Source organism: Roseburia zhanii, assembly GCF_014287635.1.
Taxonomy (GTDB): Bacteria; Bacillota; Clostridia; order Lachnospirales; family Lachnospiraceae; genus Roseburia_B; species Roseburia_B zhanii.
Genome location: NZ_JACOPH010000017.1, coordinates 25,233 through 47,991 on the forward strand (window position 1 = coordinate 25,233; position 22,759 = coordinate 47,991).

Annotated in this window: 37 protein-coding genes; 1 reads left to right on the top strand and 36 read right to left on the bottom strand. The window is 40.0% G+C overall.

The window, feature by feature from the left end:
* Positions 1-9: 9 nt before the first annotated feature.
* The 34 genes from lgt to H8S17_RS14205 all read right to left on the bottom strand — a co-directional run bounded on the left by lgt (position 10) and on the right by H8S17_RS14205 (position 20,517).
* A complete protein-coding gene (gene lgt, locus H8S17_RS14040) occupies positions 10-801 on the bottom strand; it encodes a prolipoprotein diacylglyceryl transferase (RefSeq protein WP_330595801.1) in 792 nt (263 codons plus the stop codon).
* 49 nt (positions 802-850) lie between these two features.
* Positions 851-1,393: a bL17 family ribosomal protein gene (locus H8S17_RS14045; RefSeq protein ID WP_186867708.1), complete on the bottom strand. Its 543-nt coding sequence runs from the start codon at positions 1,391-1,393 to the stop codon at positions 851-853.
* 199 nt (positions 1,394-1,592) lie between these two features.
* Positions 1,593-2,555 (bottom strand): DNA-directed RNA polymerase subunit alpha, encoded by a 963-nt coding sequence (locus H8S17_RS14050; protein WP_178051105.1) that lies wholly within the window; start codon positions 2,553-2,555, stop codon positions 1,593-1,595.
* Positions 2,556-2,608: 53 nt separating this feature from the next.
* On the bottom strand, positions 2,609-3,202 hold the full coding sequence (rpsD, locus tag H8S17_RS14055; protein WP_186867709.1) for a 30S ribosomal protein S4: 594 nt from the start codon (positions 3,200-3,202) through the stop codon (positions 2,609-2,611).
* A 23-nt stretch (positions 3,203-3,225) separates the two neighbouring features.
* Positions 3,226-3,618, bottom strand: coding sequence for a 30S ribosomal protein S11 (rpsK, locus tag H8S17_RS14060; protein ID WP_120407293.1), 393 nt, complete (start codon positions 3,616-3,618; stop codon positions 3,226-3,228).
* A gap of 150 nt (positions 3,619-3,768) precedes the next feature.
* Positions 3,769-4,137, bottom strand: a complete 369-nt coding sequence (gene rpsM, locus H8S17_RS14065; protein ID WP_178051107.1) for a 30S ribosomal protein S13 — start codon at positions 4,135-4,137, stop codon at positions 3,769-3,771.
* A gap of 352 nt (positions 4,138-4,489) precedes the next feature.
* Positions 4,490-4,603 carry a 50S ribosomal protein L36 gene (gene rpmJ, locus H8S17_RS14070; RefSeq protein ID WP_003022746.1) on the bottom strand — a complete coding sequence of 38 codons (114 nt, stop codon included), beginning with the start codon at positions 4,601-4,603 and terminating at the stop codon, positions 4,490-4,492.
* 131 nt (positions 4,604-4,734) lie between these two features.
* A complete protein-coding gene (gene infA, locus H8S17_RS14075) occupies positions 4,735-4,953 on the bottom strand; it encodes a translation initiation factor IF-1 (protein ID WP_016213352.1) in 219 nt (72 codons plus the stop codon).
* Between the two features lie 14 nt (positions 4,954-4,967).
* Positions 4,968-5,228, bottom strand: coding sequence for a KOW domain-containing RNA-binding protein (locus H8S17_RS14080; RefSeq protein WP_186867710.1), 261 nt, complete (start codon positions 5,226-5,228; stop codon positions 4,968-4,970).
* On the bottom strand, positions 5,225-6,022 hold the full coding sequence (gene map, locus H8S17_RS14085) for a type I methionyl aminopeptidase (RefSeq protein WP_186867711.1): 798 nt from the start codon (positions 6,020-6,022) through the stop codon (positions 5,225-5,227). Before map ends, H8S17_RS14080 begins: the two co-directional genes overlap by 4 nt.
* A gap of 3 nt (positions 6,023-6,025) precedes the next feature.
* Positions 6,026-6,670 carry an adenylate kinase gene (locus H8S17_RS14090; RefSeq protein WP_186867712.1) on the bottom strand — a complete coding sequence of 215 codons (645 nt, stop codon included), beginning with the start codon at positions 6,668-6,670 and terminating at the stop codon, positions 6,026-6,028.
* An 83-nt stretch (positions 6,671-6,753) separates the two neighbouring features.
* The gene (gene secY / locus H8S17_RS14095) at positions 6,754-8,073 is read right to left on the bottom strand and encodes a preprotein translocase subunit SecY (protein WP_186867713.1); all 1,320 of its coding nucleotides are present in this window, start codon (positions 8,071-8,073) and stop codon (positions 6,754-6,756) included.
* Entirely contained in the window at positions 8,073-8,513 is a 441-nt protein-coding gene (gene rplO / locus H8S17_RS14100) for a 50S ribosomal protein L15 (RefSeq protein WP_178051112.1), read from the bottom strand. Before rplO ends, secY begins: the two co-directional genes overlap by 1 nt.
* A gap of 24 nt (positions 8,514-8,537) precedes the next feature.
* On the bottom strand, positions 8,538-8,720 hold the full coding sequence (gene rpmD, locus H8S17_RS14105) for a 50S ribosomal protein L30 (RefSeq protein ID WP_120407299.1): 183 nt from the start codon (positions 8,718-8,720) through the stop codon (positions 8,538-8,540).
* A 12-nt stretch (positions 8,721-8,732) separates the two neighbouring features.
* Positions 8,733-9,242 carry a 30S ribosomal protein S5 gene (gene rpsE / locus H8S17_RS14110; RefSeq protein WP_178051113.1) on the bottom strand — a complete coding sequence of 170 codons (510 nt, stop codon included), beginning with the start codon at positions 9,240-9,242 and terminating at the stop codon, positions 8,733-8,735.
* A 17-nt stretch (positions 9,243-9,259) separates the two neighbouring features.
* A complete protein-coding gene (rplR, locus tag H8S17_RS14115) occupies positions 9,260-9,628 on the bottom strand; it encodes a 50S ribosomal protein L18 (protein WP_178051114.1) in 369 nt (122 codons plus the stop codon).
* A 19-nt stretch (positions 9,629-9,647) separates the two neighbouring features.
* A complete protein-coding gene (gene rplF, locus H8S17_RS14120; RefSeq protein WP_178051115.1) occupies positions 9,648-10,187 on the bottom strand; it encodes a 50S ribosomal protein L6 in 540 nt (179 codons plus the stop codon).
* Positions 10,188-10,495: 308 nt separating this feature from the next.
* Positions 10,496-10,897 (bottom strand): 30S ribosomal protein S8, encoded by a 402-nt coding sequence (gene rpsH, locus H8S17_RS14125; protein ID WP_178051116.1) that lies wholly within the window; start codon positions 10,895-10,897, stop codon positions 10,496-10,498.
* A 15-nt stretch (positions 10,898-10,912) separates the two neighbouring features.
* Positions 10,913-11,098, bottom strand: a complete 186-nt coding sequence (locus H8S17_RS14130; RefSeq protein ID WP_178051117.1) for a type Z 30S ribosomal protein S14 — start codon at positions 11,096-11,098, stop codon at positions 10,913-10,915.
* 16 nt (positions 11,099-11,114) lie between these two features.
* Positions 11,115-11,654 carry a 50S ribosomal protein L5 gene (gene rplE / locus H8S17_RS14135; RefSeq protein WP_178051118.1) on the bottom strand — a complete coding sequence of 180 codons (540 nt, stop codon included), beginning with the start codon at positions 11,652-11,654 and terminating at the stop codon, positions 11,115-11,117.
* 23 nt (positions 11,655-11,677) lie between these two features.
* Positions 11,678-11,989 (bottom strand): 50S ribosomal protein L24, encoded by a 312-nt coding sequence (gene rplX, locus H8S17_RS14140; protein WP_178051119.1) that lies wholly within the window; start codon positions 11,987-11,989, stop codon positions 11,678-11,680.
* A gap of 12 nt (positions 11,990-12,001) precedes the next feature.
* On the bottom strand, positions 12,002-12,370 hold the full coding sequence (gene rplN / locus H8S17_RS14145) for a 50S ribosomal protein L14 (RefSeq protein ID WP_178051120.1): 369 nt from the start codon (positions 12,368-12,370) through the stop codon (positions 12,002-12,004).
* Between the two features lie 18 nt (positions 12,371-12,388).
* The gene (rpsQ, locus tag H8S17_RS14150) at positions 12,389-12,646 is read right to left on the bottom strand and encodes a 30S ribosomal protein S17 (RefSeq protein ID WP_178051121.1); all 258 of its coding nucleotides are present in this window, start codon (positions 12,644-12,646) and stop codon (positions 12,389-12,391) included.
* A gap of 22 nt (positions 12,647-12,668) precedes the next feature.
* The gene (gene rpmC, locus H8S17_RS14155; RefSeq protein WP_178051122.1) at positions 12,669-12,878 is read right to left on the bottom strand and encodes a 50S ribosomal protein L29; all 210 of its coding nucleotides are present in this window, start codon (positions 12,876-12,878) and stop codon (positions 12,669-12,671) included.
* Positions 12,868-13,305: a 50S ribosomal protein L16 gene (gene rplP, locus H8S17_RS14160; RefSeq protein ID WP_186867714.1), complete on the bottom strand. Its 438-nt coding sequence runs from the start codon at positions 13,303-13,305 to the stop codon at positions 12,868-12,870. The genes rpmC and rplP overlap by 11 nt, the downstream gene beginning before the upstream one ends.
* 2 nt (positions 13,306-13,307) lie before the next feature.
* The gene (rpsC, locus tag H8S17_RS14165; RefSeq protein WP_186867715.1) at positions 13,308-13,964 is read right to left on the bottom strand and encodes a 30S ribosomal protein S3; all 657 of its coding nucleotides are present in this window, start codon (positions 13,962-13,964) and stop codon (positions 13,308-13,310) included.
* 11 nt (positions 13,965-13,975) lie between these two features.
* Positions 13,976-14,365 carry a 50S ribosomal protein L22 gene (rplV, locus tag H8S17_RS14170; RefSeq protein WP_178052495.1) on the bottom strand — a complete coding sequence of 130 codons (390 nt, stop codon included), beginning with the start codon at positions 14,363-14,365 and terminating at the stop codon, positions 13,976-13,978.
* Between the two features lie 19 nt (positions 14,366-14,384).
* The gene (rpsS, locus tag H8S17_RS14175; RefSeq protein WP_178052496.1) at positions 14,385-14,666 is read right to left on the bottom strand and encodes a 30S ribosomal protein S19; all 282 of its coding nucleotides are present in this window, start codon (positions 14,664-14,666) and stop codon (positions 14,385-14,387) included.
* Between the two features lie 15 nt (positions 14,667-14,681).
* A complete protein-coding gene (gene rplB, locus H8S17_RS14180) occupies positions 14,682-15,524 on the bottom strand; it encodes a 50S ribosomal protein L2 (RefSeq protein ID WP_178052497.1) in 843 nt (280 codons plus the stop codon).
* 140 nt (positions 15,525-15,664) lie between these two features.
* Positions 15,665-15,964 carry a 50S ribosomal protein L23 gene (rplW, locus tag H8S17_RS14185; protein WP_178052498.1) on the bottom strand — a complete coding sequence of 100 codons (300 nt, stop codon included), beginning with the start codon at positions 15,962-15,964 and terminating at the stop codon, positions 15,665-15,667.
* Positions 15,964-16,584, bottom strand: a complete 621-nt coding sequence (gene rplD / locus H8S17_RS14190) for a 50S ribosomal protein L4 (RefSeq protein WP_178052499.1) — start codon at positions 16,582-16,584, stop codon at positions 15,964-15,966. The genes rplW and rplD overlap by 1 nt, the downstream gene beginning before the upstream one ends.
* A gap of 29 nt (positions 16,585-16,613) precedes the next feature.
* Positions 16,614-17,297 carry a 50S ribosomal protein L3 gene (gene rplC, locus H8S17_RS14195; RefSeq protein WP_178052500.1) on the bottom strand — a complete coding sequence of 228 codons (684 nt, stop codon included), beginning with the start codon at positions 17,295-17,297 and terminating at the stop codon, positions 16,614-16,616.
* Positions 17,298-17,509: 212 nt separating this feature from the next.
* A complete protein-coding gene (rpsJ, locus tag H8S17_RS14200; RefSeq protein ID WP_178052501.1) occupies positions 17,510-17,821 on the bottom strand; it encodes a 30S ribosomal protein S10 in 312 nt (103 codons plus the stop codon).
* Between the two features lie 320 nt (positions 17,822-18,141).
* Positions 18,142-20,517, bottom strand: coding sequence for a leucine-rich repeat domain-containing protein (locus tag H8S17_RS14205; protein ID WP_186867716.1), 2,376 nt, complete (start codon positions 20,515-20,517; stop codon positions 18,142-18,144).
* A 201-nt stretch (positions 20,518-20,718) separates the two neighbouring features.
* Between H8S17_RS14205 and H8S17_RS14210 the strand changes: the two genes are divergently transcribed.
* Positions 20,719-21,579, top strand: coding sequence for a class I SAM-dependent methyltransferase (locus tag H8S17_RS14210; RefSeq protein ID WP_186867717.1), 861 nt, complete (start codon positions 20,719-20,721; stop codon positions 21,577-21,579).
* Here H8S17_RS14210 and pyk read toward each other — a convergent pair.
* Positions 21,576-22,610 (bottom strand): pyruvate kinase, encoded by a 1,035-nt coding sequence (gene pyk, locus H8S17_RS14215; protein ID WP_186867718.1) that lies wholly within the window; start codon positions 22,608-22,610, stop codon positions 21,576-21,578. The genes H8S17_RS14210 and pyk overlap by 4 nt on opposite strands.
* The coding region (locus H8S17_RS16420; protein WP_207723423.1) for a hypothetical protein at positions 22,576-22,759 on the bottom strand (184 nt) is incomplete at its 5' end. The genes pyk and H8S17_RS16420, both read right to left, overlap by 35 nt.

Below are 22,759 nucleotides of genomic sequence, written 5' to 3' on the forward strand. Positions count from 1 at the left end.
GGATACCACTTATTCATCTTTTTTTCTGCGGTAAAAGAATAATACCACGCCTGCCACTAATGTAAAAATAGATATAAACTGCGAGGTTGATAAACTACCCACAGAACCTCTTTCTAAATCTCCCCGGAAAAATTCAAGTACAAACCGTCCGATACTGTATGTCATAATATAGACAGCACCGATCGTTCCACGTTTCATATCTTTCTTTTTCCACAAATAATACAGGAAAACAAAATTCAGAAAATCGAGTCCTGAAGAAACAAGCTGTATCGGAAATACTTTAATTCCCACCGGTGCATAGAGAGAATTCTCAAATTCAACTCCAAAGATACTGTCTGTGTGTTTTCCATAACAGCAGCCTGCTAAAAAGCAGCCTATCCTTCCAAATCCCTGTGCCAATGCGATCACCGGAGCTGCAATATCAAATGCTGCCCAGAAATCCACCTTTTTGATCCTGCAATATACATACGCTGTCAAAATCCCACCGATCAGACCGCCATATACCACAAATCCATTTGATAACTCATGCAGAATGATCGACGGATTCTTAATTAGTTCTGGTAAGATCGTGATCAGATATAATATCTTTGCTCCTAAAAAGCCTCCTGCGACAGCGATCACTCCCATTGTGGTGATAAATCCATCCTCTGCTAAACCACTTTTCTTTGCTTCATGCTCTCCTAAATACAATGCCACAATTACACCTATGGCGATCATCAGCCCATAACTGTAAATCGTAACTGGCCCAATCTTAAATAATTCCGGTAACATATGGATTCCTTTTCCTTTCTTATATGTCAAAAAACTCCGGTCTCTAACAACCGGAGTTTCAATTCTTACAATATCAATCTTATACAAGCTCTAAAAGAACTTCTAATGCACCGTCACCTTTACGCTGACCGATCTTAACGATTCTTGTATAACCACCGTTACGATCTGCATATTTTGGAGCAATTTCATCAAATAATTTTGCTACAAGATCGATCTCTTTTGTATTTTTCTTTCTACCAGCAGCTTCTGTCGGAACATCTTTTGCTGAATAAAGAACTTTTAACATTTCACGTCTTGCATGAAGACGGGATGGCTTATCTTTCTTGATTGTTTTTTCAACTTCGTCATATACAGTAACTTTCTTACCATCTACAACTTCTTTTACTCTTTTGCCATCTTTATCTTTGCGGGCAACTTTTGCTTTTACAGTAACTTCTTCAAAGTTATCTTTTTCTTTTACTGCTAAAGCGATGATGCCTTCAACGATTTTCTGTACTTCTTTTGCTTTTGCTTCTGTTGTAACAATCTTACCGTCTTTGCTTGCGATCAAAGATGTTACCTGTCCTCTTAATAAAGCTTTTCTCTGGGAAGATGTTCTTCCTAATTTTCTATATTTTGCCATTTTTCTATTCTCCTTTTTGTGGTACATCCGGCACGCTCATTGGTCTTACTGTCCGAATGCTGCATATAGGTGCACTTACTGTTTCTGTAACGATCTTATGCAATGCAGTTTTGCATTGCCTGCAATCGCTGCCTGATTCCACTTCATGAGATGACAGGACTTTGCTCTTTGGACTTACAAATCCTGCCATATATGAATCTTAAATGTCTTCGCTCTGATTTAAGTGAAGACCTAATTCTTTTAATTTTGCTAATACTTCTTCTAAGGACTTACGTCCAAGGTTACGAACTTTCATCATATCTTCCGGTGTACGGTTTGTAAGTTCTTCAACGGTATTGATACCTGCTCTCTTTAAGCAGTTGTAAGAACGTACTGATAATTCAAGTTCGTCAATATTCATTTCTAAGACTTTGCCTTTTGCATCGTCTTCTTTCTCTACCATAACCTCTGCAGCGATTGCTGTTTCAGAAAGGTTAATAAAGAGATTCAGATGTTCACTTAAAACCTTAGCAGCTAAACTTACTGCTTCGTCCGGTTCTAATGTACCATTGGTATATACATCTAATGTGAGTTTATCGTAATCAGTAATCTGACCTACTCGGGTATTCTGAACGGTTAAATTGACACGCTCTACCGGAGTGTAAATGGAATCGATCGCAATGACACCGATCGGCACATCTTCAGATTTATTCTTCTCTGCACTGACATAACCTCTGCCTTTTGTAATGGTAAGTTCCATATACAGTTTGCAGTCAGCTCCACCGTTTAAATTGGCAATGACCAATTCCGGATTTAATATCTGAATATCAGGATCTGCCTGAATATCAGCAGCCGTAACAACGCCTTCACCCTCAAATTCAATGTAAGCAACTTTTGGCTCATCTGTCGGACATGTATTTTTCAGTGCAAGATTCTTGATGTTCATGATAATTTCTGTCACATCTTCTTTTACGCCCGGTATAGAACTGAATTCGTGTAATACACCATCAATCTTTACCTGACTTACCGCTGCACCCGGTAAGGAAGAAAGCATGATTCTTCTAAGAGAGTTACCTAATGTTGTACCATAGCCTCTCTCTAAAGGTTCTACGACAAATCTTCCATACTTTTTGTCTTCTGAAATTTCAGCGATCTCAATTTTCGGTTTTTCAAAATCGAACACTACAAAGCCCTCCTTTTTCGGGTATATGCCTATCTCAATCTGCCAAATTCAGATTACTTACTATATAACTCGACGATAAGCATTTCGTCAACAGGTACATCAATCTGATCTCTGGAAGGTAATTCTTTTACAACTCCTTTAAGATTCTCTGCATCCATATCAATCCATTCAGGAACTAATCTTCCGCCTGTTACTTCAACAATATCCTTAAATCTCTGAAGTCCTTTGCTCTTTTCTCTGATCTCGATCACATCGCCAGCTTTTACCAGATAAGATGGAATATTTACACTCTTACCATTTACAGTAACAAACTTATGTCCAACGATCTGTCTGGATTCACGTCTTGTTCTAGCTAATCCCATACGGAAAATTACGTTATCGAGTCTGCTCTCTAACATAGTCATGAGGTTTTCACCAGTCATGCCTTTCATCTGATCAGCTTTCTCATAGTAATTATGGAAAGGTTTCTCTAATACTCCGTAAATGAATTTTGCTTTCTGTTTTTCTCTTAACTGAAGACCATATTCAGAAATCTTCTTATTTGCTCTTTTTAATTCTCTGTTTGATTTTTTATCTATTCCTAAGTAAATTGGATCTAAACCAAGTGATCTGCATCTTTTAAGAACAGGAACTTTATTTACTGCCATCTTAGACTATCCCTCCTATTAGATTAGACTCTTCTACGTTTTGGTGGACGACATCCGTTATGAGGAACTGGTGTTACGTCTCTGATACTTGTTACTTCAAGACCACATGCAGAAAGTGCACGGATTGCTGCTTCCCTTCCTGATCCCGGTCCTTTTACCATAACATCTACTGATTTTAAGCCATGAACTAATGCTGCTTTGGTTGCAGTTTCAGCTGCCATCTGTGCAGCATATGGAGTAGATTTCCTTGAACCTCTGAAACCAAGACCACCAGCACTTGCCCATGATAAAGCATTACCCTCAGCATCTGTGATTGTTACGATTGTATTGTTAAAAGATGACTGAATATGTGCCTGTCCGCGTTCAACGTTTTTCTTAACGCGCTTTTTTGTCACTTTTTTTGTAACTTTAGCCATAATAAAACTAACCTACTTTCTATATGATTATTATTGAATTACTGGTAATTACTAAATTGAATTACTCGTGTGTTTATTGTATCACTGTGTAACTAAGGAAGTTCGCACTAACCTCAAGCTGCGCTTATCAGCTTGCTTTCGCTAAGTGCTCTACTTTTTCTTATTAGCAACAGTTCTCTTTGGACCTTTTCTGGTTCTTGCATTTGTCTTTGTCTTCTGACCACGAACCGGAAGTCCTTTTCTATGACGGATTCCACGATAGCATCCGATTTCCTGAAGTCTTTTGATGTTTAAAGCGATCTCTCTTCTTAAATCACCTTCTACAGTCTGTGTTTCATCAATTACTTCACTAATTCTTTTTACTTCTTCGTCTGTTAAATCACGACAACGTGTATCAGGATTTACATTTGCTGCTGCAAGAATACGGTTAGAGCTTGTTCTACCGATTCCGTAAATGTAAGTTAAACCGATTTCGACACGTTTTTCTCTTGGTAAATCTACACCTGCGATACGAGCCATTCGTCGCTACCTCCTATAAAAATCTAAAAAAATCGTTAAAGCCGTTTCTCTCTTTAACCTCTTACTGATCCAGACAACAACCCTATGCAGCTCCGGTTCCCCGGCCTGAAATGTTGTGCATACACTCATTGCCTTTCTTTTGAAAGCATATGCTTTCATCCTCATTTTTGATTTCTATGGGATCACATCACATAGAAATCCATAACCTAAAATCAAAAGACGTCTGACCGGACTTCGGTATGTTAATCCGGAAACAGACTGCGTCAGTACAATGTACTGTGTTATTATGAACAGCGTCAACAACCTATCCCGGTGTTCCGCTGCAGCCGCACATAATTACTTTGACCGGAAATTAACCCTGTCTTTGTTTGTGTTTTGGATTTTCACAGATAATTCTGATGCTTCCTTTTCTCTTAATTACCTTGCATTTTTCGCAAATAGGTTTAACTGATGATCTTACCTTCACAGCAAATCCTCCTTTCCTACAAGTACCCTGTGCAGTGAATATTACATAAAATATCCACGGGTTTCCAAAAACGTCCGTTTATCATTATAGCATAGTGATTCTTTGGAGTCAACTACATTTTTGGACAGTTTTTATTTATCTCTCCAGATGATCCTTCCCTTTGTCAGATCATATGGGGACATTTCAATCGTTACTTTATCTCCCGGTAAAATACGAATGAAATTCATTCTTAATTTACCACTGATATGTGCTAAGATCTGGTGTCCGTTTTCTAACTCCACCTGAAACATTGCGTTTGGAAGTTTTTCAACTACTGTTCCTTCTACTTCAATTACATCTGCTTTTGACATTTTTTATTTGCCTCCTACTTATTGATTGATCGTTTATATTTTTTGACTGCTAACCGTATGGTATCATCATTCCATGCATTTTCTTCTATCTGGCTTACAACCTCTGTGGGAATCTGCTTTATAATCTGAAAATGCTTCGTATTTTTCTTTTTAGGTTTTAAAAGGGTATGTGTGGTTCCATTCACCAGCCATGCAAAACGTTCTTCCTGTTTTAGGATCAGATAGATCTCGTCTTTATCATGTCCGGATAAGGATTTTGCCAGTTCTATCTTCATACATTCCCTCCCGGTGTCCAGATACCTTCTGCAATCTCATCCTCCGTAATGGATAAAATTTCCGGTTTTCCTTTTGTGATCAAGATGGTATTTTCATAGTGGGCGGATAATCTGCCGTCCTGTGTTACGACTGTCCAGTCATCATCTAACCATTCCACATTTGCTGTTCCTTCATTAATCATCGGTTCCACCGCTAATGTCATACCGGAACGAAGTCTGATGCCTCTTGTCAGTTTCGGATAATTCGGTATCTCCGGCTCCTCATGGAGATGAGATCCGATCCCATGGCCAACGAGATCACGTACAACTCCATATCCATAATGTGCTGCATAGTTTCCAACGGCTGCGGATATCTGATGCAGATGATTTCCTGCGGTCGCATATCTCATTCCTGCAAAGAAACTCTCTCTTGTGTGAAGGATCAACTGACTTGCTGCTTTAGATATCTCACCGACTCCATGTGTTCTTGCTGCATCCGAATGATAGCCTTTATAGATTACACCGATATCTAAACTTACGATATCGCCTTCTTTGATCATATGTTTTGCGCTTGGAATCCCATGTACCACTTCATCATTTACCGATACGCAGACAGATGCCGGATATCCCTGATAATTTTTAAAAGAAGGGATACAGCCATAGCTTCGGATCATTTCTTCTCCGATACGGTCAATCTCTAATGTAGTCATCCCCGGCTTCAATGATTTTCCAAGATCCTGATGTACTTTTCCAAGAATCTTACCGGCCGCCCGCATAAGTTCTATCTCACGGGCTGATTTCACTGTTACTGGCATATACTAAGCTCCTAAAATTGTGACAATATCCGCAAACACTTCTTCTAATGGACGTGTTCCGTTTACAGTTTTCAAAATGCCCTGCCTGTTATAGTAGTCGATCAACGGCTGTGTCTGCTCATGGTATACGCTTAAACGTTTCTGAACAGTTTCCGGCTTATCATCATCTCTTAAAACAACTTCGCTGCCACATTTATCACAAATGCCTTCTACTTTTGTAGGGATACTTACAATATGATATGTTGCTCCACAGTTTAAGCAGACCCTTCTGCCGCCCATACGACGTACGATATTCTCATCCGGTACATCAACGTCAATGGCATAATCCATTTTCTCGCCCATTTTGCTTAATGCAGCATCCAGTGCTTCTGCCTGTGGGATTGTTCTTGGGAAACCATCTAAAATGAAACCCTTCTTACAGTCATCCTGTTTGATCCTGTCGACAACTAAGTCACAAGTCAGTTCATCCGGTACTAAAAGTCCCTGATCCATATATGTTTTTGCTTTCTTTCCGAGTTCTGTGCCGTTTTTGATATTGGCACGGAAAATATCTCCAGTGGAAATATGCGGGATTGAATATTTTTCTGCGATCTGTTTTGCCTGTGTTCCTTTTCCTGCTCCCGGAGCACCTAACATGATAATCTTCATAGTATTCTTCTCCTTTCAGACAATAAGAAAATAATAGCACATTTGGAGATACGGCAAAAGCCAGTATCTCCAAATGTATAGTATTAGTTATTTAAAAAACCTTTATAGTTTCGTACCAACATCTGTGATTCAATCTGTTTAATTGTTTCAACAACTACACCTACGATAATGATGATAGATGTACCACCAAATGAAATATTTGCATTAAACACACCACTAAAGAAGATTGGCATAAATGCAACGATGGATAAACCAACAGCACCTATAAAGACAATGTAATTTAAAATTTTTGTTAAATAATCGCTTGTCGGTTTTCCCGGACGGATACCCGGAATGAAACCACCCTGTTTTTTCATGTTATTTGCAATCTCTAATGGATTGAATGTGATCGATGTATAGAAATATGCAAATGCGATGATAAGTGCGATATAAACTACCAGTCCGATGGAATAGATCGGCTCTTGCGGATTACACCAGTTAGACTGTGATAAACCTTTTAAGATCTTGCTTCCTACTCCTGAACCATTGCCTTTGCCTAACAGTGAAGCAATGATGACTGGTGTCTGCATCAGTGACTGTGCAAAGATGACTGGGATAACACCACCGGTATTTACCTTAAGTGGAATATGGCTTGACTGACCGCCAACCTGTTTTCTACCCTGAATCTTCTTTGAATACTGTACCGGAATTCTTCTTTCAGCATCCTGAAGGAAAATAACGAATACAACAACTGCGATAATAACTGCAACAATAATCACTGCTGCTAATACAGCCTTTGCCGGAACACTCTGTCCTACAATGAACTGTTCGTATAACGTGGTAAAATCCTGTGGCAGACGGGAAATAATATTGATGATAAGTACGATAGAAATACCATTTCCAACACCATTTTCTGTGATACGCTCACCTAACCACATAAGTACTGCGGAACCAGCAGTTAAAGTTACTACAACCATAATGACGTTCAAGGCATTATACTCTGCTAAATATCCGCTTCTTCCAAATCCGACCGCCATAGCGACAGATTCGATAAGTGCAAGTCCGATCGTAACATAACGGGTGATCTCAGCAATTTTCTTTCTGCCTTCTTCACCGTCTTTCTGGATCTCCTCCAGTTTTGGAATTGCGATCGTTAAAAGCTGCATAATAATAGAAGATGTAATGTACGGTGTAATATTTAATGCAAAAATTGACATCTGTTCAAAAGAACCACCTGTCACTGCATCAAAGAAACTGAATGCATCACCACTCTGTGTAGCAAACCAGTTCGCAAATACATCCCTGTCGACACCAGGAACCGGAAGCTGACTTCCGATTCTGATGACGATCAGCATTAAAAACGTATAGAATAATCTATTCCGTATTTCTTTAATCTTAAATGCATTACGGAGTGTCTTTAACATTAGATCACCTCTGCTTTTCCACCAAGAGCCTCAATCTTTTCTTTTGCGCTTGCACTGAATGCGTTTACCTGAACAGTGAGCTTCTTGGTAAGTTCGCCTCCGCCAAGAATCTTAACACCATCTCTCGGGTTTTTAACGATTCCTGCTTCGATTAAGCTGTCAACGGTAACAACTGCATCATTGTCGAATACTTCAAGAGCAGACATATTGATTCCAACGATCTCTTTGGAATTTCTACATGTAAATCCTCTCTTTGGAAGTCTTCTATATAATGGCATCTGTCCACCTTCAAAACCAGGTCTTGGAGCTCCTGAACGAGCCTTCTGTCCTTTGTGTCCTTTACCAGCGGTCTTGCCATTTCCTGAACCGTGTCCACGTCCTCTTCTGAAATTATCATTCTGTACAGAACCTTCTGCCGGTCTTAAGTTTGATAAATCCATTCTGACACCTCCTTATCCCTATAATTAGATTTCTTCTACTTTTACTAAATGTCTAACGTTCTGGATCATTCCACGAACTGCCTTGTTATCCGGCATTTCTACAGTTTTGCCGATCTTGTTAAGACCTAAAGCTTCAACTGTTTTTCTGTTCTTTGGAACTGCACCGATTGTAGACTTTACAAGTGTGATTTTTAATTTCTCTGCCATCTTAATGCCTCCTTAACCCACGATCTCTTCTACGGATTTTCCGCGGAGTTTCGCTACTTCTTCTGGAGATTTTAACTGGCTTAAAGCATTGATTGTAGCAAGTACAACGTTCTGCTTATTGTTGGATCCTAAAGATTTTGTACGGATATTTGTAATACCTGCAAGCTCACATACGCTACGAGCAGGACCACCTGCGATAACACCGGTACCTTCAGGAGCTCTCTTTAATAATACGGATGCGCCAGTATGTTTTCCCATAGTATCATGTGTAATACTATTGTTCTCATCTAACTTAACTTCGATCAACTTCTTCATAGCGTCTTCTTTTCCTTTGCGGATTGCTTCAGGAATTTCAGATGCTTTTCCTAAACCTGCACCAACATGACCATTATTGTCACCAACAACAACCAAAGCTGTAAAACGGAAGTTACGTCCACCTTTAACAACTTTTGTTACACGTTTGATTGATACCACTTTTTCGTTTAATTCTAATTGACTAGCATCAATGATTGTACGTTTCATGTATTCGCTTCCTCCTTCTAAAACTCTAACCCAGCTTCACGAGCTGCATCAGCTAAAGCTTTGATTTTACCTTGATAAATGAATCCGCCTCTGTCAAAGACAACTGTATTGATACCTTTGTCTAATGCTTTTTTAGCGATTACTGTTCCAAGATGTGCTGCTGCTTCCACATTATTGGTTTTTTCAAGTTCTGCCTTTACTTCTTTATCTAAAGTAGAAGCAGACACAAGTGTATTTCCAACTGTATCATCGATTACCTGAGCGTACATATGATTGTTGCTTCTGAAAACAGCTAAACGAGGTCTGTCTGCTGTTCCGGCAAGATGATTACGAAGTCTTCTATGCTTTTTTTCACGAACTTCTGTTCTTGATTTTTTGCTTACCATTCTTTGTCCACTCCTTTACTTATTTCTTACCAGTCTTACCGACTTTACGTCTAATAACTTCATCAGCATACTTGATACCTTTTCCTTTGTAAGGTTCAGGTCTTCTCTTATCTCTGATTTCAGCAGCGTACTGGCCAACTTTTTCTTTATCGATACCTTTAACGATGATCTTATTTCCATCAACTGTAGATTCCAGACCTTCTGGGTCGATCATTTCTACCGGATGGGAATATCCTAAGTTTAAGGTTAATTTGTTTCCTGATTTTGATGCTCTGTAACCAACACCATTTACTTCAAGTTCTTTTGTATAACCTTCTGTTACACCAACTACCATGTTGTTGATCAGTGTTCTGGTTAAACCATGTAAAGATTTCATTTTCTTTAAATCATTAGGTCTTGTTACGATAACTTCAGAACCTTCTAACTTAATATCCATCTCTGCTGGAAGTGTTCTTTCCAGAGTCCCTTTTGGACCTTTTACAGTCACATGATTATTTTCTGCAATATCCACAGTAACACCTGCTGGAACTGCGATTGGCATTCTTCCTATACGTGACATGCCCGTACCTCCTATTTTTTAATTGATAGTGTATATATTAGTTCAACCGTTCCAGAAAAAGAAGCTTGTTAGCTGCTTTTTCTAAGACGGAACTGGTTCCATTCCACTGGCACGTTAGCTTCGTCTATGACTCGGCAACGTGAAGTGTCGGAATAAGGATGTTCTGTTCGCTAACCTCAGCCGTCGCCTTTGGCTCGGCTTCGCTAATCTCACAGAACGCCCTCGCACTATACAATTGAACATTAGCAGTTCAATTGTCATGAGTTCGATCTGCGCCTGTGGCTTGATCTCACTAAGTTGCTTTCGGGCTACCAAACAAATGCAAGAACTTCTCCACCTACCTGAAGTTTTCTAGCCTGTTTGTCAGTTACGATTCCCTGATTTGTAGAAAGGATTGCAATTCCTAATCCACCAAGAACCTGAGGGATTTCGTCTTTTCCAGCATATACACGAAGTCCTGGTTTGGAGATTCTTTTAATACCGGAAATGATTTTTTCGTTCTTGTCTGCACCGTATTTTAATGTAACACGGATTGTCTTGAAGCTGTTCTCTTCAATAATTTCATATTTTACGATATATCCTTCATCTACTAAGATGTCAGCGATTGCAATTTTCATCTTAGATGCCGGAATATCAACTGTATCATGTTTAGCAGTATTTGCATTACGGATTCTTGTAAGCATATCTGCAATTGGATCGCTCATTGTCATGATGAATTTTCCTCCTTACCAGCTTGCTTTTTTCACGCCTGGGATCTGTCCTTTGTATGCCAGCTCACGGAAACATACTCTGCAGATGCCGTATTTTCTTAAATATGCATGTGGACGACCACAGATTCTGCAACGATTATATTCTCTGGTAGAGAATTTCTGTTTACGCTGCTGTTTTACTTTCATAGATGTTTTAGCCATTAAAATTCCCTCCTAATTACTTTGCGAACGGCATACCGAACTGTGTTAATAACTCACGGCCTTCTTCATCGGTTTTTGCTGTTGTTACAAAAATAACATCCATACCTCTTACTTTGTCAACTTTATCGTACTCGATTTCAGGGAAGATCAACTGCTCTTTGATACCAAGTGCATAGTTTCCTCTGCCGTCGAATGCATTCGGGTTGATACCACGGAAGTCACGTACACGAGGTAATGCAAGGTTCACAAGACGGTCTAAGAACTCATACATTTTTTCTCCTCTTAATGTAACTTTACATCCGATTGGCATACCCTCTCTGATTTTGAAGTTAGCAACAGAATTTTTAGCTTTTGTAGTAACTGCTTTCTGACCTGTGATCGTTTCTAAGTCTTTTACAGCAGCTTCTAATAATTTTGCATTTTCTTTTGCTTCACCAACGCCCATGTTTACAACGATCTTGTCTAGCTTTGGTACTTCCATAATATTTTTATATCCAAACTTTTTCGTTAAAGCATCTACGATCTCGTTCTGATACTGATCTTTCAATCTACTCAACTGTTTTGTCCTCCTCTCTGCGATTAATCGATTACATCACCAGTTGATTTGGCAAAACGAACTTTTTTATCTCCATCTAATTTGAAACCTACACGAGTAGCTTTTCCTTTGTGAAGATACATTACGTTTGACGCATCAATTGGTCCTTCCTGATGAACGATACCACCCTGCTGATTTGCCATACTTGGTTTTGCATGTTTTGTGATCATGTTGATACCTTCTACAAGAAGTGTGTTGTCTTTTTTATTTACGGAAATAACTTTTCCTTCTTTATCTTTGTCTTTACCGGCGATCACTTTGACCATGTCGCCTTTTTTAATTTTCATTGTAGCCATCTAAAGCACCTCCTACAATACTTCCGGAGCTAAAGAAACAATTTTCATGAACTGTTTCTCACGAAGCTCTCTAGCTACTGGTCCAAAGATACGTGTTCCTCTAGGAGTTTTGTCATCTTTGATAATTACAGCAGCGTTCTCATCAAATTTAATATAAGAACCATCTTTACGACGGGCACCTTTTTTTGTACGAACAACTACAGCTTTTACTACATCACCTTTTTTAACAACGCCGCCTGGTGTTGCATCTTTAACTGTAGCAGTGATCACATCACCGATATTCGCATATCTTCTGGTAGATCCACCCATAACACGAATGCAAAGGATTTCTTTTGCTCCTGTGTTATCGGCTACTTTCAGTCTACTTTCCTGTTGTACCATGCTTGTAGCCTCCTTCTATTATTTAGCTCTCTCTATGATCTCTACAAGTCTCCATCTCTTGTCTTTAGATAAAGGTCTTGTTTCCATTACTCTGACTGTATCACCGATCTTGCAATCGTTATTTTCATCATGAGCTTTTAATTTATAAGTTTTCTTCACGATTTTATTGTAAAGCGGATGTCTTACGTTATCTCTAACTGCAACAACGATAGTCTTATCCATCTTGTCACTTACAACCACACCTGTACGTGTTTTTCTAAGATTTCTTTCTTCCACGGTCTTCGTTCTCCTTCCCGTCTTATTCTGCTACGCTTGCCTTCTCAGTGATAATTGTCTGAATCCGGGCAATATTCTTTCTAACCTCTTTGATTCTGCTTGTGTTATCTAACTGATTGGTCGCATTCTGGAATCTCAAATTGAAAAGCTCTTTCTTTGCTTCCACTAACTGTGCATTTAAATCTGCAACAGACTGGGATTTTAATTCTTCTAAATATTTACTAGTTTTCATTTGATTCACCGCCTTCTAAGTCTGCACGAGAAACTACTTTACATTTACAAGGTAATTTATGTGTAGCAAGACGTAATGCTTCTTTTGCGATTTCTTCCGGTACTCCGGAGATTTCAAATAATACACGTCCTGGCTTTACTACAGCTACCCAGTACTCTAATGTTCCTTTTCCGGAACCCATACGAGTTTCAGCTGGTTTTGCAGTTACTGGTTTATCTGGGAAAATCTTGATCCAAACTTTACCACCACGCTTGATATAACGTGTCATAGCGATACGGGCTGCCTCGATCTGGTTAGATTTGATCCAGCATGGCTCCATGGCAACAATACCATAATCACCATTTGTAATTTTATTTCCTCTTAACGCTTTTCCGCGCATACTTCCACGGAACTGTTTACGACGTTTTACTCTTTTTGGCATTAACATAATTACTGAGCTCCTCCTTCCTTATTTCCTTTTGTAGGAAGTACTTCTCCTTTGTATACCCAAACTTTAACACCAACTTTTCCGTAAGTTGTGTCTGCTTCAGCAAAACCATAATCAATGTCTGCTCTTAATGTCTGAAGTGGAATAGTTCCATCGCTGTAGAACTCTGTACGAGCCATATCAGCTCCACCAAGACGTCCGGAACAAGAAGTTTTGATTCCTTTTGCTCCTGCTTTCATACAACGACCCATGCATGACTTCATTGCTCTACGGAAGGAAACACGGTTCTCTAACTGTAATGCAATGTTCTCAGCTACTAACTGAGCATCTTTGTCTGGTCTTTTTACTTCTTTGATATCAATAACTAACTTTTTATCTGTTAATTTCTGAACTTCTGCTTTGATCTTTTCGATCTCCGCTCCACCTTTACCAATTACAACACCTGGTTTAGCTGTGTAAATGATAACTTTTACGCGGTCAGAAGCACGTTCAATTTCAATCTTTGAAACGCCTGCTGCGTATAATTTTTTCTTAAGAAATGTTCTGATATTGTAGTCTTCTACTAAAAAGTCTGCAAAATCTGCTTCCGCATACCATTTAGAGTCCCAGTCTTTAATAACACCGACTCTTAAGCCATGAGGATTTACTTTCTGTCCCATGTTTGACCTCCTTATTTCTTCTCATCCAGCACGATTGTAATGTTGCTCATTCTCTTTTCGATTCTGTAAGCTCTACCCTGTGCTCTTGGTCTGATTCTCTTCATTGTCGGTCCCTTATTTGCATAACACTCTGCAATGTAAAGGTCCTCTGCTTTCATTCCGTTATTGTTTTCTGCATTAGCGATGGCAGATTTTAATAACTTCTCGATTACACTTGAAGCATATCTTGGATTATAAGCTACAATAGCAAGTGCTGTTGTAACATCTTTTCCACGGATAGCATCTAACACGAAACAAGCCTTCTGAACTGATACTCTAGCATAAGATAATTTTGCGGAAGGTCTTGTATCTTTTACTTCGTTTCTTTCTCTCTTAATCTGGGATCTATGTCCTTTTGCCATGGATAAAACCTCCTTTCAATTATCTCACGCCTGATTTCTTTTCGTCTTTTCCATGTCCTCTGTATGTTCTGGTTGCTACGAACTCACCGAGTTTGTGTCCAACCATATCTTCTGTAACATATACAGGCACATGTTTTCTACCATCATGTACTGCTATTGTATGTCCAACGAACTGTGGGAAAATTGTAGAACGGCGGGACCATGTTTTAATAACAGATTTGTCGCCGGAAGCGTTCATTGCATCAATTTTCTTTAATAAACTTTCGTCCGCAAAAGGTCCTTTCTTTAATGAACGAGCCATACCTTCTTAACCTCCTTATTTGATCGCCTTACCGTCTCTTCTTCTTACGATAAGTTTGTTAGATTGTTTGTTCTTCTTTCTGGTCTTTAAGCCGAGTGCAGGTTTGCCCCAAGGTGTACATGGACCTGGACGTCCGATTGGTGCTCTACCTTCACCACCACCATGTGGATGGTCATTCGGGTTCATAACGGAACCGCGAACTGTTGGGCGGATACCCATATGTCTCTTACGACCAGCTTTACCGATGTTAATAAGGTTATGGTCACCGTTTCCGATTACTCCGATTGTTGCACGGCAGTTGATCGGAACCATACGCATTTCTCCTGAAGGAAGTCTTAATGTAGCGTATTTACCTTCTTTTGCCATTAACTGTGCAGCAATACCGGCAGAACGTACTAACTGTCCGCCTTTTCCCGGATGTAACTCAATGTTATGAACCTGAGTACCAACTGGGATATTCTCTAATGGTAAGCAGTTACCAACACGTACTTCTGCATCTGCACCGCTCATAACAGTCATTCCGTCTGTTAATCCTGCCGGTGCAAGAATGTAAGATTTCTGTCCGTCTGCATAACAGATCAATGCGATATTTGCTGTTCTGTTTGGATCGTATTCGATTCCGATCACTGTAGCCGGTACTCCATCTTTTCTTCTCTTGAAATCGATGATTCTATATTTTCTTCTGTTTCCACCGCCATGGTGTCTTACAGTAATTTTACCCTGATTGTTACGACCAGCGTTTTTCTTCAGAGAAACACATAATGACTTTTCCGGTGTGCTCTTTGTGATTTCAGAGAAATCAGAACCAGTCATGTTTCTTCTGGAAGGTGTATATGGGTTATATGTCTTAATTCCCATTGTAGTTCTCCTTTCAATGCTTTTTTATCACGCAAGCGTGCGTATAGTTGAATGATGCTCTTCTTGTTTTTTCTCGAAGAACGGCTTTCTCACCAAGCTCAATCTGTGCCGATGGCTTGATTTCACTAAGCAGTCAATGCCTACAGTCCACTGAAGATTTCGATATCTGCACTATCTTCTGTCAGCTGAACGATTGCTTTTTTAGCTGCTGCTGTCTTTCCAACAGTCATGCCACGTCTTTTCTTCTTACCATCTAAGTTCATGGTATTAACGCTTGCAACTTTTGCTCCTTCGAACATTTTCTCAACTGCTTCTTTGATCATGGATTTGTTTGCTTCCGGATGAACGAAGAATGTATATTTCTTCTCAGCCATTGCATTCATACTTTTTTCGGTTACTACCGGTTTGAGGATTACGTCATAATATTTAATGTTTGCCATTATGCATACACCTCCTGAATTGTTTCTACAGCAGCTTTTGTTACTACTACTGTGTTGTATTTCAAAATATCAAATACATTGATTGTTTCTGTAGAAGCTGTCTTAACTGTTGGTACGTTTGCTGCTGATTTCACAACATTCACATCGTTGTTGTTTAATACAACTAATGCTTTCTCAACATTTAAGTTCTTCATAACCTCAACAAATTTCTTTGTTTTGATCTCATCGAATTTTAATTCATCAACTACGATAAATTTGTTTTCCTGGACTTTAGATGTTAAAGCGGATTTTAAAGCTGCTCTCTTTTCTTTTTTATTCATCTTGAATGAATAATCTCTTGGAGTTGGTGCAAATACAACACCGCCGCCTGTCCACTGTGGAGCTCTTGTTGATCCCTGTCTTGCATGACCGGTTCCTTTCTGTCTCCATGGTTTTCTTCCACCGCCACGAACTTCTGAACGAGTCTTAGCTTTCTGTGTTCCCTGACGATTATTTGCAAGCTGCTGAACCACTGCCATGTGTACTAAATGTTCATTCACATTTACACCAAAAACGGCATCGTTTAATTCCATGGTTCCAACTTCTTTGCCTTCCATATTTAAAACAGATACTGTTGCCATCTGTGTATTCCTCCTTTCCTGTAAGCGCACTATTTAGCTGCTTTCACTGATTCCTTGATTGTTACTAAAGATTTCTTAGGTCCTGGTACTGCACCTTTGATTAACAGCAGATTGTTTTCTGCATCAACGCGAACAACTTCAAGATTCTGAACTGTTGCTTTTACATGTCCCATATGTCCCGGCATTCCTTTACCTTTGAACACACGGCTTGGTGAAGAACAAGCACCGTTAGATCCCTGATGGCGATGGAATTTAGAACCATGAGCCATAGGTCCTCTGTGCTGGCCATGTCTTTTGATAGCACCCTGGAATCCTTTACCTTTTGTGATTGCAGTAGCGTCTACTTTGTCGCCTGCAGCAAAGATGTCAGCTTTGATCTCATCTGCTAAGTTATATTCCTCAGCATTTTCAAATCTGAACTCTTTTACATATCTCTTGCTTGTAACTCCGGCTTTTGCAAAGTGACCTTTCTCAGCTTTGTTTACACCGTGTCTGTTTCTGATTTCTTTTTTGCCATTAGCGTCTTTGCTGACTACTTTTTCTTTCTTGTCAACAAATCCAACCTGTACTGCACTGTATCCGTCGTTCTCTACGGTCTTAACCTGAGTTACGACACATGGTCCAGCCTGTAATACTGTAACAGGTACTAAAACGCCATCTTCGTTGAAGATTTGAGTCATTCCGACTTTTGTGCCTAAAATAGCTTTCTTCATTACCTTTACCTCCTGTTTTCCTACAGCGGAACGCTTCATGCCCATGACTATGGGGTAGCGGAACCGTTCATCCTAGACAGTCAATATAAGTGGATGTAAGTGGCATGTTATGACATAACTTCTACATAACTTCTATATTAAACCTTCGAGGATTGTTTCATTTCATAAATTTGTGTTGCTGATCATTTTTAGACTAAGCAGTTTTGCATCACTTATTTCATTTTGATATCGATGAAAACACCAGCCGGCATCTCTAAGCGGGATAACGCATCAACTGTCTTCTGAGTTGGTGTTGTGATATCGATCAGTCTCTTGTGTGTTCTCTGCTCGAACTGTTCTCTGGAGTCTTTGTACTTGTGTACAGCTCTAAGAATTGTAACTACCTCTTTCTTAGTTGGAAGTGGTACTGGTCCACTCACCTGAGCTCCGTTCTTCTTTACAGTTTCAATGATTTTCTTTGCAGATGCATCAACAAGTTCATGATCATACGCTTTTAATGTGATTCTCATTACCTGACTTGCCATAAAAAAAGTCGCCTCCTTTTCGCACTTTACTTCAGTACGACAAGCGGTGACTGTACACTTTACCGGGTGTATCATGAAAATACACTCGCAATTTCTACTTATCCTGTAGACCTTATTGTGATACAGTGACTTGTCGCCAGTTTCCTAACTTGACATTCGCTCCACGGAAAACCTACTGATATCCAGTAGCAACCTCACGTTTCAACGCTATCATGCCACAGCACATAAAAGTATACAGGATAGTTTTAGAAATTGCAAGTGTTTTTTCTATGTTTTTTACAAATTTTTCAAATAAATTTTGTATAACATTTATCGGCTTTTTACTTCGTGATCTTCATTGTTTTCTTAAATCCGCTCTTACTGTTAAAGAGTTTCTTATAAGCTCTCAGTTTCTTCTTCGGGCAGTAGATACGTGCGTTCTTTTTAATGTTTTTGATCGCATTTTTGCCAACGGATTTTACTTTAGAAGATCTGATCGTAATATTTTTCAGTTTTTTGCAGCCATTGAATGCATCTTTGCCAATACTTGTTACATTTGTGCCAATAACTATTTTCCGGATCTTCTTATGATTCTTAAATGCTTTTGCTGAAATTGCACTTACCTTATACGTAATACCGTCAACGGTGATTGCATCAGGAATGACCACGGTCTTTGTCTGGCTGCCTGTACTTTTGACAACGCTTACCATTCCACCGCTGGTTCCGGGTACTGTAACTGCATAGATCAGATCATCATCATAAAACAGTGTTCCCTTCTCCGGTGCACCCATAGCCGCTGTTGCTACTATTTTATGCTCTCCACAGTTTACACAGATATAAGATGCCGTTCCACCCTCTGTTGCTGTTGCTTCTGTTAAAATTCCCTCATATGCCCAGACATGCCCTGTTGGCGGTACAACAGTTCCCTTACGGATCAGTGCCTGACAGTCTATACAATACATATCACCGGAATAGCCGGCCGTTACACAGGTTGGTGTTGTCACATTCCTCATTCCAATATTCTGATGATCTGTTACTGCTACCGGTAAAACAGTCGTCACTCCGCAGTAAATACAGCTGCAGGTCTTTTCGCCCTCCTTACTGCAGGTCGGCTGTACTGTGATCATGCCATCGTTCCATTCGTGTTCCACACAATCTACTTTTACGGTCAGATTCACAACGACTGATTTGTAAACCTTTTTGTCCGGGCAGTAATATGCCATATAGGTCATTTGTCCGGTCTGTGTCATTTTCACTGTCGGATCAGCCCATGTGTAAAACTCCGGCAGTATAATAGAAGAAAGTGGTTTACCGGCAATACCTGAAAGTTCCGGCAGTTCATCCGGAAGATCCGGTGTTATTTTTTCTATCACATCTGTTTTATGGATATAACTGCTCTGCGACTGCTCAAGATATGGATTCGGCTGGATCGCATAACATAACATATCTTCTGCCACTTTAAATCCGCAAATATTATACACTGCGGTATCTGTATCTTCCGGCAATTCGGCTGTCGATGGTATGTACAGTGTACCAGGTGTCTGCATAGTAAGATCGTACTTTGTAATCTTCTTTGCTTCATTAAATATCAGCATATCTTCATATTTTTGCAGATAAGAAAACGCTCCCAGATAATAACTGCCAGCATTATCTGCCTTCCAGCTTTTCGGATCGATCGTATATAAAACAGTATCCGCTCCATTTAAAATATCATCTGTTTTGATCAGTTCTCCTGTCGACTGATTGATATAATACCAGTAACCTTCATCATAGATGATACTTCCATCTGACTTTCCCCATGTTATGGAATCAAATGTGGTATCCGATGCTTTTTCATATTCATCCCATCCACTATGACCTGTCTTCGTGATCCCCGTATCGCTTAAAAGGAAGTTGTTATGTGTAACACGTCCGATGACGTCCCATGTCGGATCATCCCATGTCACATCCACATGATAATACTGACCTCCGATCTCGATCAGATTCCATGCATGTGAAATCGAATCACTGCTGACTACCAGACAGGATATTCCAAGTTTGTTCTGCATAATATACTGATATGCTTTTGAATACCCATCACAGACAGCAACTTTCTGTGCCAATGCTCCATATGCGGTATGTGATACAGCCGGAACGTTATTTGCCAGATAATGTTCATAATCATATTCGCAGTAAACTGCAAGCCAGTCATGGATTGCAAGTGCTTTTTCATAATCTTCCATATCATCAGAAACCATATCCAACGCTTCTTCTGCGGCAGCATCGACCACCTGTAATGCTTCTTCCGCAACAGATGCACTCATATTATACTGTGGCACAATGCCGGTAACATATCTTCCATTTGTATATGCGGAATATGCAGAATCTACAAAAAACAGTTCTGCATTGCTAAACAATGTCCGGAAATAATCTGTATGAACCGCATCGCTGCTCATTTTAAAACCAGACACATCGATCAGTTCTGCATGAAGCCGTAACTGTTCTGCAACGGTTTCTTCAAATGTTTTCCCATTGACTTCTGCTGCTCCGGTAGCATCTATCCCCTCTGTTCCATCTGTTTTCCCAAATGGCCGGTAGTATTTCGGGTCATACCGTTCTTCCTCTGTCAGTTCCACCTTTTCTGTCAGCTGTTCTGCTGATACTGCCTTTGTCTGTCCGCACACCAGCAGAAATACTGCAACAAATCCCATGCATAATCCATAAATTTTCTTTTTCATCATGCACCCTCCTTCATTTCATGTCTGTTACGAAAGTACTAAATAAATATGTTAGTTCTATTTTATCACACTTATTTGAGATTGCCACTACCAAAAGTTCGCAAACCCTTGTAAATTATCTAAAAAAGATGATATGATACATAGGTCAAAGTTGCACAGCAACTTCCACAATTCTATATTATATAAGGAAAGGATTTATCTATGTGGTTAGCAGATCAATGGAAAGATTATGAAGTTATCGACTGCTCCTGCGGTGAAAAACTAGAACGCTGGGGCGATTATATATTAGTACGTCCTGACCCCCAGGTCATCTGGGACACACCGCACAATGCTTATGGCTGGAAACACAAGAACGGTCATTATCACCGCAGTAAAAAAGGTGGTGGGGAATGGGAATTTTTTGACCTGCCGGAACAATGGAGTATCCATTACCGGAATCTGACCTTCCAGTTAAAACCGTTTAGTTTTAAACATACCGGACTATTCCCGGAGCAGGCAGTCAACTGGGACTGGTGCGCAGATAAGATAAAAAAAGCCAACCGTCCGATCAAAGTATTAAACCTCTTTGCCTATACCGGAGGTGCTACACTTTCGGCTGCCGCAGCCGGAGCTAGCGTTACGCATGTAGACGCATCAAAAGGAATGGTCACATGGGCAAAAGAGAATGCCATTTCTTCTGGTTTAAAAGATGCTCCGATCCGCTGGATCGTCGATGACTGCGTCAAATTTGCAGAACGTGAGATCCGCCGCGGCAATCACTATGATGCGATCATTATGGATCCACCATCTTATGGAAGAGGACCAAAAGGGGAAATCTGGAAAATCGAAGAATCCATTCACCCATTTATCAGGCTTTGCAGCAGATTACTGACAGATGAACCGTTATTTTTCCTGATCAACTCCTATACAACAGGGCTTCAGCCTGCTGTTATGGCTTATATGTTAGGAACCGAATTAAAGAAATTCCATGGAAAGATCACCGCAGACGAGATTGGTCTGCCGGTTTCCTCAAACGGTCTTGTCCTTCCATGTGGTGCTTCGGGACGTTTTGAATTAAATTAAGTAAAATATTTGAGCGCACAGTCTGCAGTTTTTACAAAATATTCCATGGCAGCTACCGGATAGTTTCCTGCTGCAGTTTCTCCTGTCAGCATGATCGCATCAGCTCCTTCAGAAACAGCACGGAAAACATCCGATACTTCTGCCCGCGTCGGCACTTTCTCATATTCCATCGAGGCTAACATCTGGGTAACGACCATGAATTTTCTGTTCTTTTTCTTACACCGTTCTTCGATCTGGTGCTGGACTACCGGAAGTTCCCATAAAGGCACTGCATTTCCTAAATCCCCTCTGGCAATGACTATCATATCGCACCCTTCTATGATCTCATCTAATGCCTGTATGCCTTCCCTGTTTTCGATCTTGGCATAAATCTTTAAGGATTCACTTTCTGATTCTTTCAATGCCTGTTTCAATGCATCTAAATCCTTCTTTCCACGCACAAACGGAAGCATGACACCTGTAACTCCATAGGCTTTGGCTGCTTTGATATTCTGAATGTCTGCTGCTGTCAAAGTTGGAAGTGCGATCCTCTGATCTTTTATCGCAATGCTTTTGCCGGAAGATAATATCCCGCCTCTTAACACCTTACACAGATATCCGTCTGTAACTTTCTGATCTGTCTGCAATAAAATTTTTCCGTCATTTAGCAGTAGTTCCATCTGCGCTGTAAATACAGCTGCAAGTTCGTCCGGTATCCCGATCTCTTTTTCATACACAGCATTTTCGTCTGTATGATCGCTATATACTTCCTTTTCCTGTGCATCACTCCTTAGCAATACTTTTTCTCCTTCCGTCAGATGCATTTTTCCTGCTAACCTGATCCGAAGTTCAGGTCCCTGCAAGTCGATCAACAACTGTGGATTCACTCCTGCTGCCTCTGCTGCCTGACGGATATTTTTTATCCATGCATCTGCACTTTCCAATGAGGAATGGGATGCATTCAGCCGGATGCCTGTCATGCCCAGACGAAACATTTCTTCTAATTGTCTGACCTGCTCACATGCCGGTCCGATCGTTCCATATATTTCCATTTGCGTTCTCCTTTCGCACGTTACCATTCATAGGCGTTTGCGAAACGCCAAACACCGCATAAATACGGTATTTTTTGTTGTTAAAATAAAATATCTCCTCAAGGTTTATGGTAAAATAGAGTTGACTAGAAACTAAATACCAATCCACC

What these genes read in the sequence shown, in the direction of transcription:
- rpsE (WP_178051113.1), bottom strand. Translation starts at nt 9,242, where the DNA reads ATGAAACGTACAATCATTGATGCTAGTCAATTAGAATTAAACGAAAAA.
- map (WP_186867711.1), bottom strand. Translation starts at nt 6,022, where the DNA reads ATGCCAGTAACAGTGAAATCAGCCCGTGAGATAGAACTTATGCGGGCG.
- pyk (WP_186867718.1), bottom strand. Translation starts at nt 22,610, where the DNA reads ATGGAAATATATGGAACGATCGGACCGGCATGTGAGCAGGTCAGACAA.
- rplB (WP_178052497.1), bottom strand. Translation starts at nt 15,524, where the DNA reads ATGGGAATTAAGACATATAACCCATATACACCTTCCAGAAGAAACATG.
- rplW (WP_178052498.1), bottom strand. Translation starts at nt 15,964, where the DNA reads ATGGCAAACATTAAATATTATGACGTAATCCTCAAACCGGTAGTAACC.
- rpsC (WP_186867715.1), bottom strand. Translation starts at nt 13,964, where the DNA reads ATGGGACAGAAAGTAAATCCTCATGGCTTAAGAGTCGGTGTTATTAAA.
- rpsH (WP_178051116.1), bottom strand. Translation starts at nt 10,897, where the DNA reads ATGACAATGAGCGATCCAATTGCAGATATGCTTACAAGAATCCGTAAT.
- rplR (WP_178051114.1), bottom strand. Translation starts at nt 9,628, where the DNA reads ATGGTAAGCAAAAAATCAAGAACAGAAGTTCGTGAAAAAAAGCATAGA.
- rpsD (WP_186867709.1), bottom strand. Translation starts at nt 3,202, where the DNA reads ATGGCAGTAAATAAAGTTCCTGTTCTTAAAAGATGCAGATCACTTGGT.
- rplO (WP_178051112.1), bottom strand. Translation starts at nt 8,513, where the DNA reads ATGGATTTATCAAACTTAAGACCGGCAGAAGGTTCTGTACAGAATGAT.
- H8S17_RS14090 (WP_186867712.1), bottom strand. Translation starts at nt 6,670, where the DNA reads ATGAAGATTATCATGTTAGGTGCTCCGGGAGCAGGAAAAGGAACACAG.
- rpsM (WP_178051107.1), bottom strand. Translation starts at nt 4,137, where the DNA reads ATGGCTCGTATCGCAGGTGTAGATTTACCAAGAGAAAAACGTGTCGAA.
- rpsS (WP_178052496.1), bottom strand. Translation starts at nt 14,666, where the DNA reads ATGGCTCGTTCATTAAAGAAAGGACCTTTTGCGGACGAAAGTTTATTA.
- rpsJ (WP_178052501.1), bottom strand. Translation starts at nt 17,821, where the DNA reads ATGGCAAGTCAGGTAATGAGAATCACATTAAAAGCGTATGATCATGAA.
- H8S17_RS14210 (WP_186867717.1), top strand. Translation starts at nt 20,719, where the DNA reads ATGTGGTTAGCAGATCAATGGAAAGATTATGAAGTTATCGACTGCTCC.
- rplC (WP_178052500.1), bottom strand. Translation starts at nt 17,297, where the DNA reads ATGAAGAAAGCTATTTTAGGCACAAAAGTCGGAATGACTCAAATCTTC.
- rplF (WP_178051115.1), bottom strand. Translation starts at nt 10,187, where the DNA reads ATGTCACGTATAGGAAGAATGCCAATCGCAGTTCCAGCAGGTGTTACT.
- rplV (WP_178052495.1), bottom strand. Translation starts at nt 14,365, where the DNA reads ATGGCAAAAGGACATAGATCCCAGATTAAGAGAGAAAGAAACGAAGTA.
- secY (WP_186867713.1), bottom strand. Translation starts at nt 8,073, where the DNA reads ATGTTAAAGACACTCCGTAATGCATTTAAGATTAAAGAAATACGGAAT.
- H8S17_RS14080 (WP_186867710.1), bottom strand. Translation starts at nt 5,228, where the DNA reads ATGAAGATAGAACTGGCAAAATCCTTATCCGGACATGATAAAGACGAG.
- rpsK (WP_120407293.1), bottom strand. Translation starts at nt 3,618, where the DNA reads ATGGCTAAAGTTACAAAAAAAGTGACAAAAAAGCGCGTTAAGAAAAAC.
- rplP (WP_186867714.1), bottom strand. Translation starts at nt 13,305, where the DNA reads ATGTTAATGCCAAAAAGAGTAAAACGTCGTAAACAGTTCCGTGGAAGT.
- rplN (WP_178051120.1), bottom strand. Translation starts at nt 12,370, where the DNA reads ATGGTACAACAGGAAAGTAGACTGAAAGTAGCCGATAACACAGGAGCA.
- rpmD (WP_120407299.1), bottom strand. Translation starts at nt 8,720, where the DNA reads ATGGCAGAGAAATTAAAAATCACACTTGTAAAGTCTACAATCGGTGCA.
- H8S17_RS14045 (WP_186867708.1), bottom strand. Translation starts at nt 1,393, where the DNA reads ATGGCAAAATATAGAAAATTAGGAAGAACATCTTCCCAGAGAAAAGCT.
- rpmC (WP_178051122.1), bottom strand. Translation starts at nt 12,878, where the DNA reads ATGAAAACTAGTAAATATTTAGAAGAATTAAAATCCCAGTCTGTTGCA.
- H8S17_RS14130 (WP_178051117.1), bottom strand. Translation starts at nt 11,098, where the DNA reads ATGGCTAAAACATCTATGAAAGTAAAACAGCAGCGTAAACAGAAATTC.
- rplD (WP_178052499.1), bottom strand. Translation starts at nt 16,584, where the DNA reads ATGGCAACAGTATCTGTTTTAAATATGGAAGGCAAAGAAGTTGGAACC.
- rplX (WP_178051119.1), bottom strand. Translation starts at nt 11,989, where the DNA reads ATGGCTACAATGAAAATTAAAAAAGGCGACATGGTCAAAGTGATCGCC.
- infA (WP_016213352.1), bottom strand. Translation starts at nt 4,953, where the DNA reads ATGTCAAAAGCAGATGTAATTGAAGTAGAAGGAACAGTAGTTGAAAAA.
- H8S17_RS14205 (WP_186867716.1), bottom strand. Translation starts at nt 20,517, where the DNA reads ATGAAAAAGAAAATTTATGGATTATGCATGGGATTTGTTGCAGTATTT.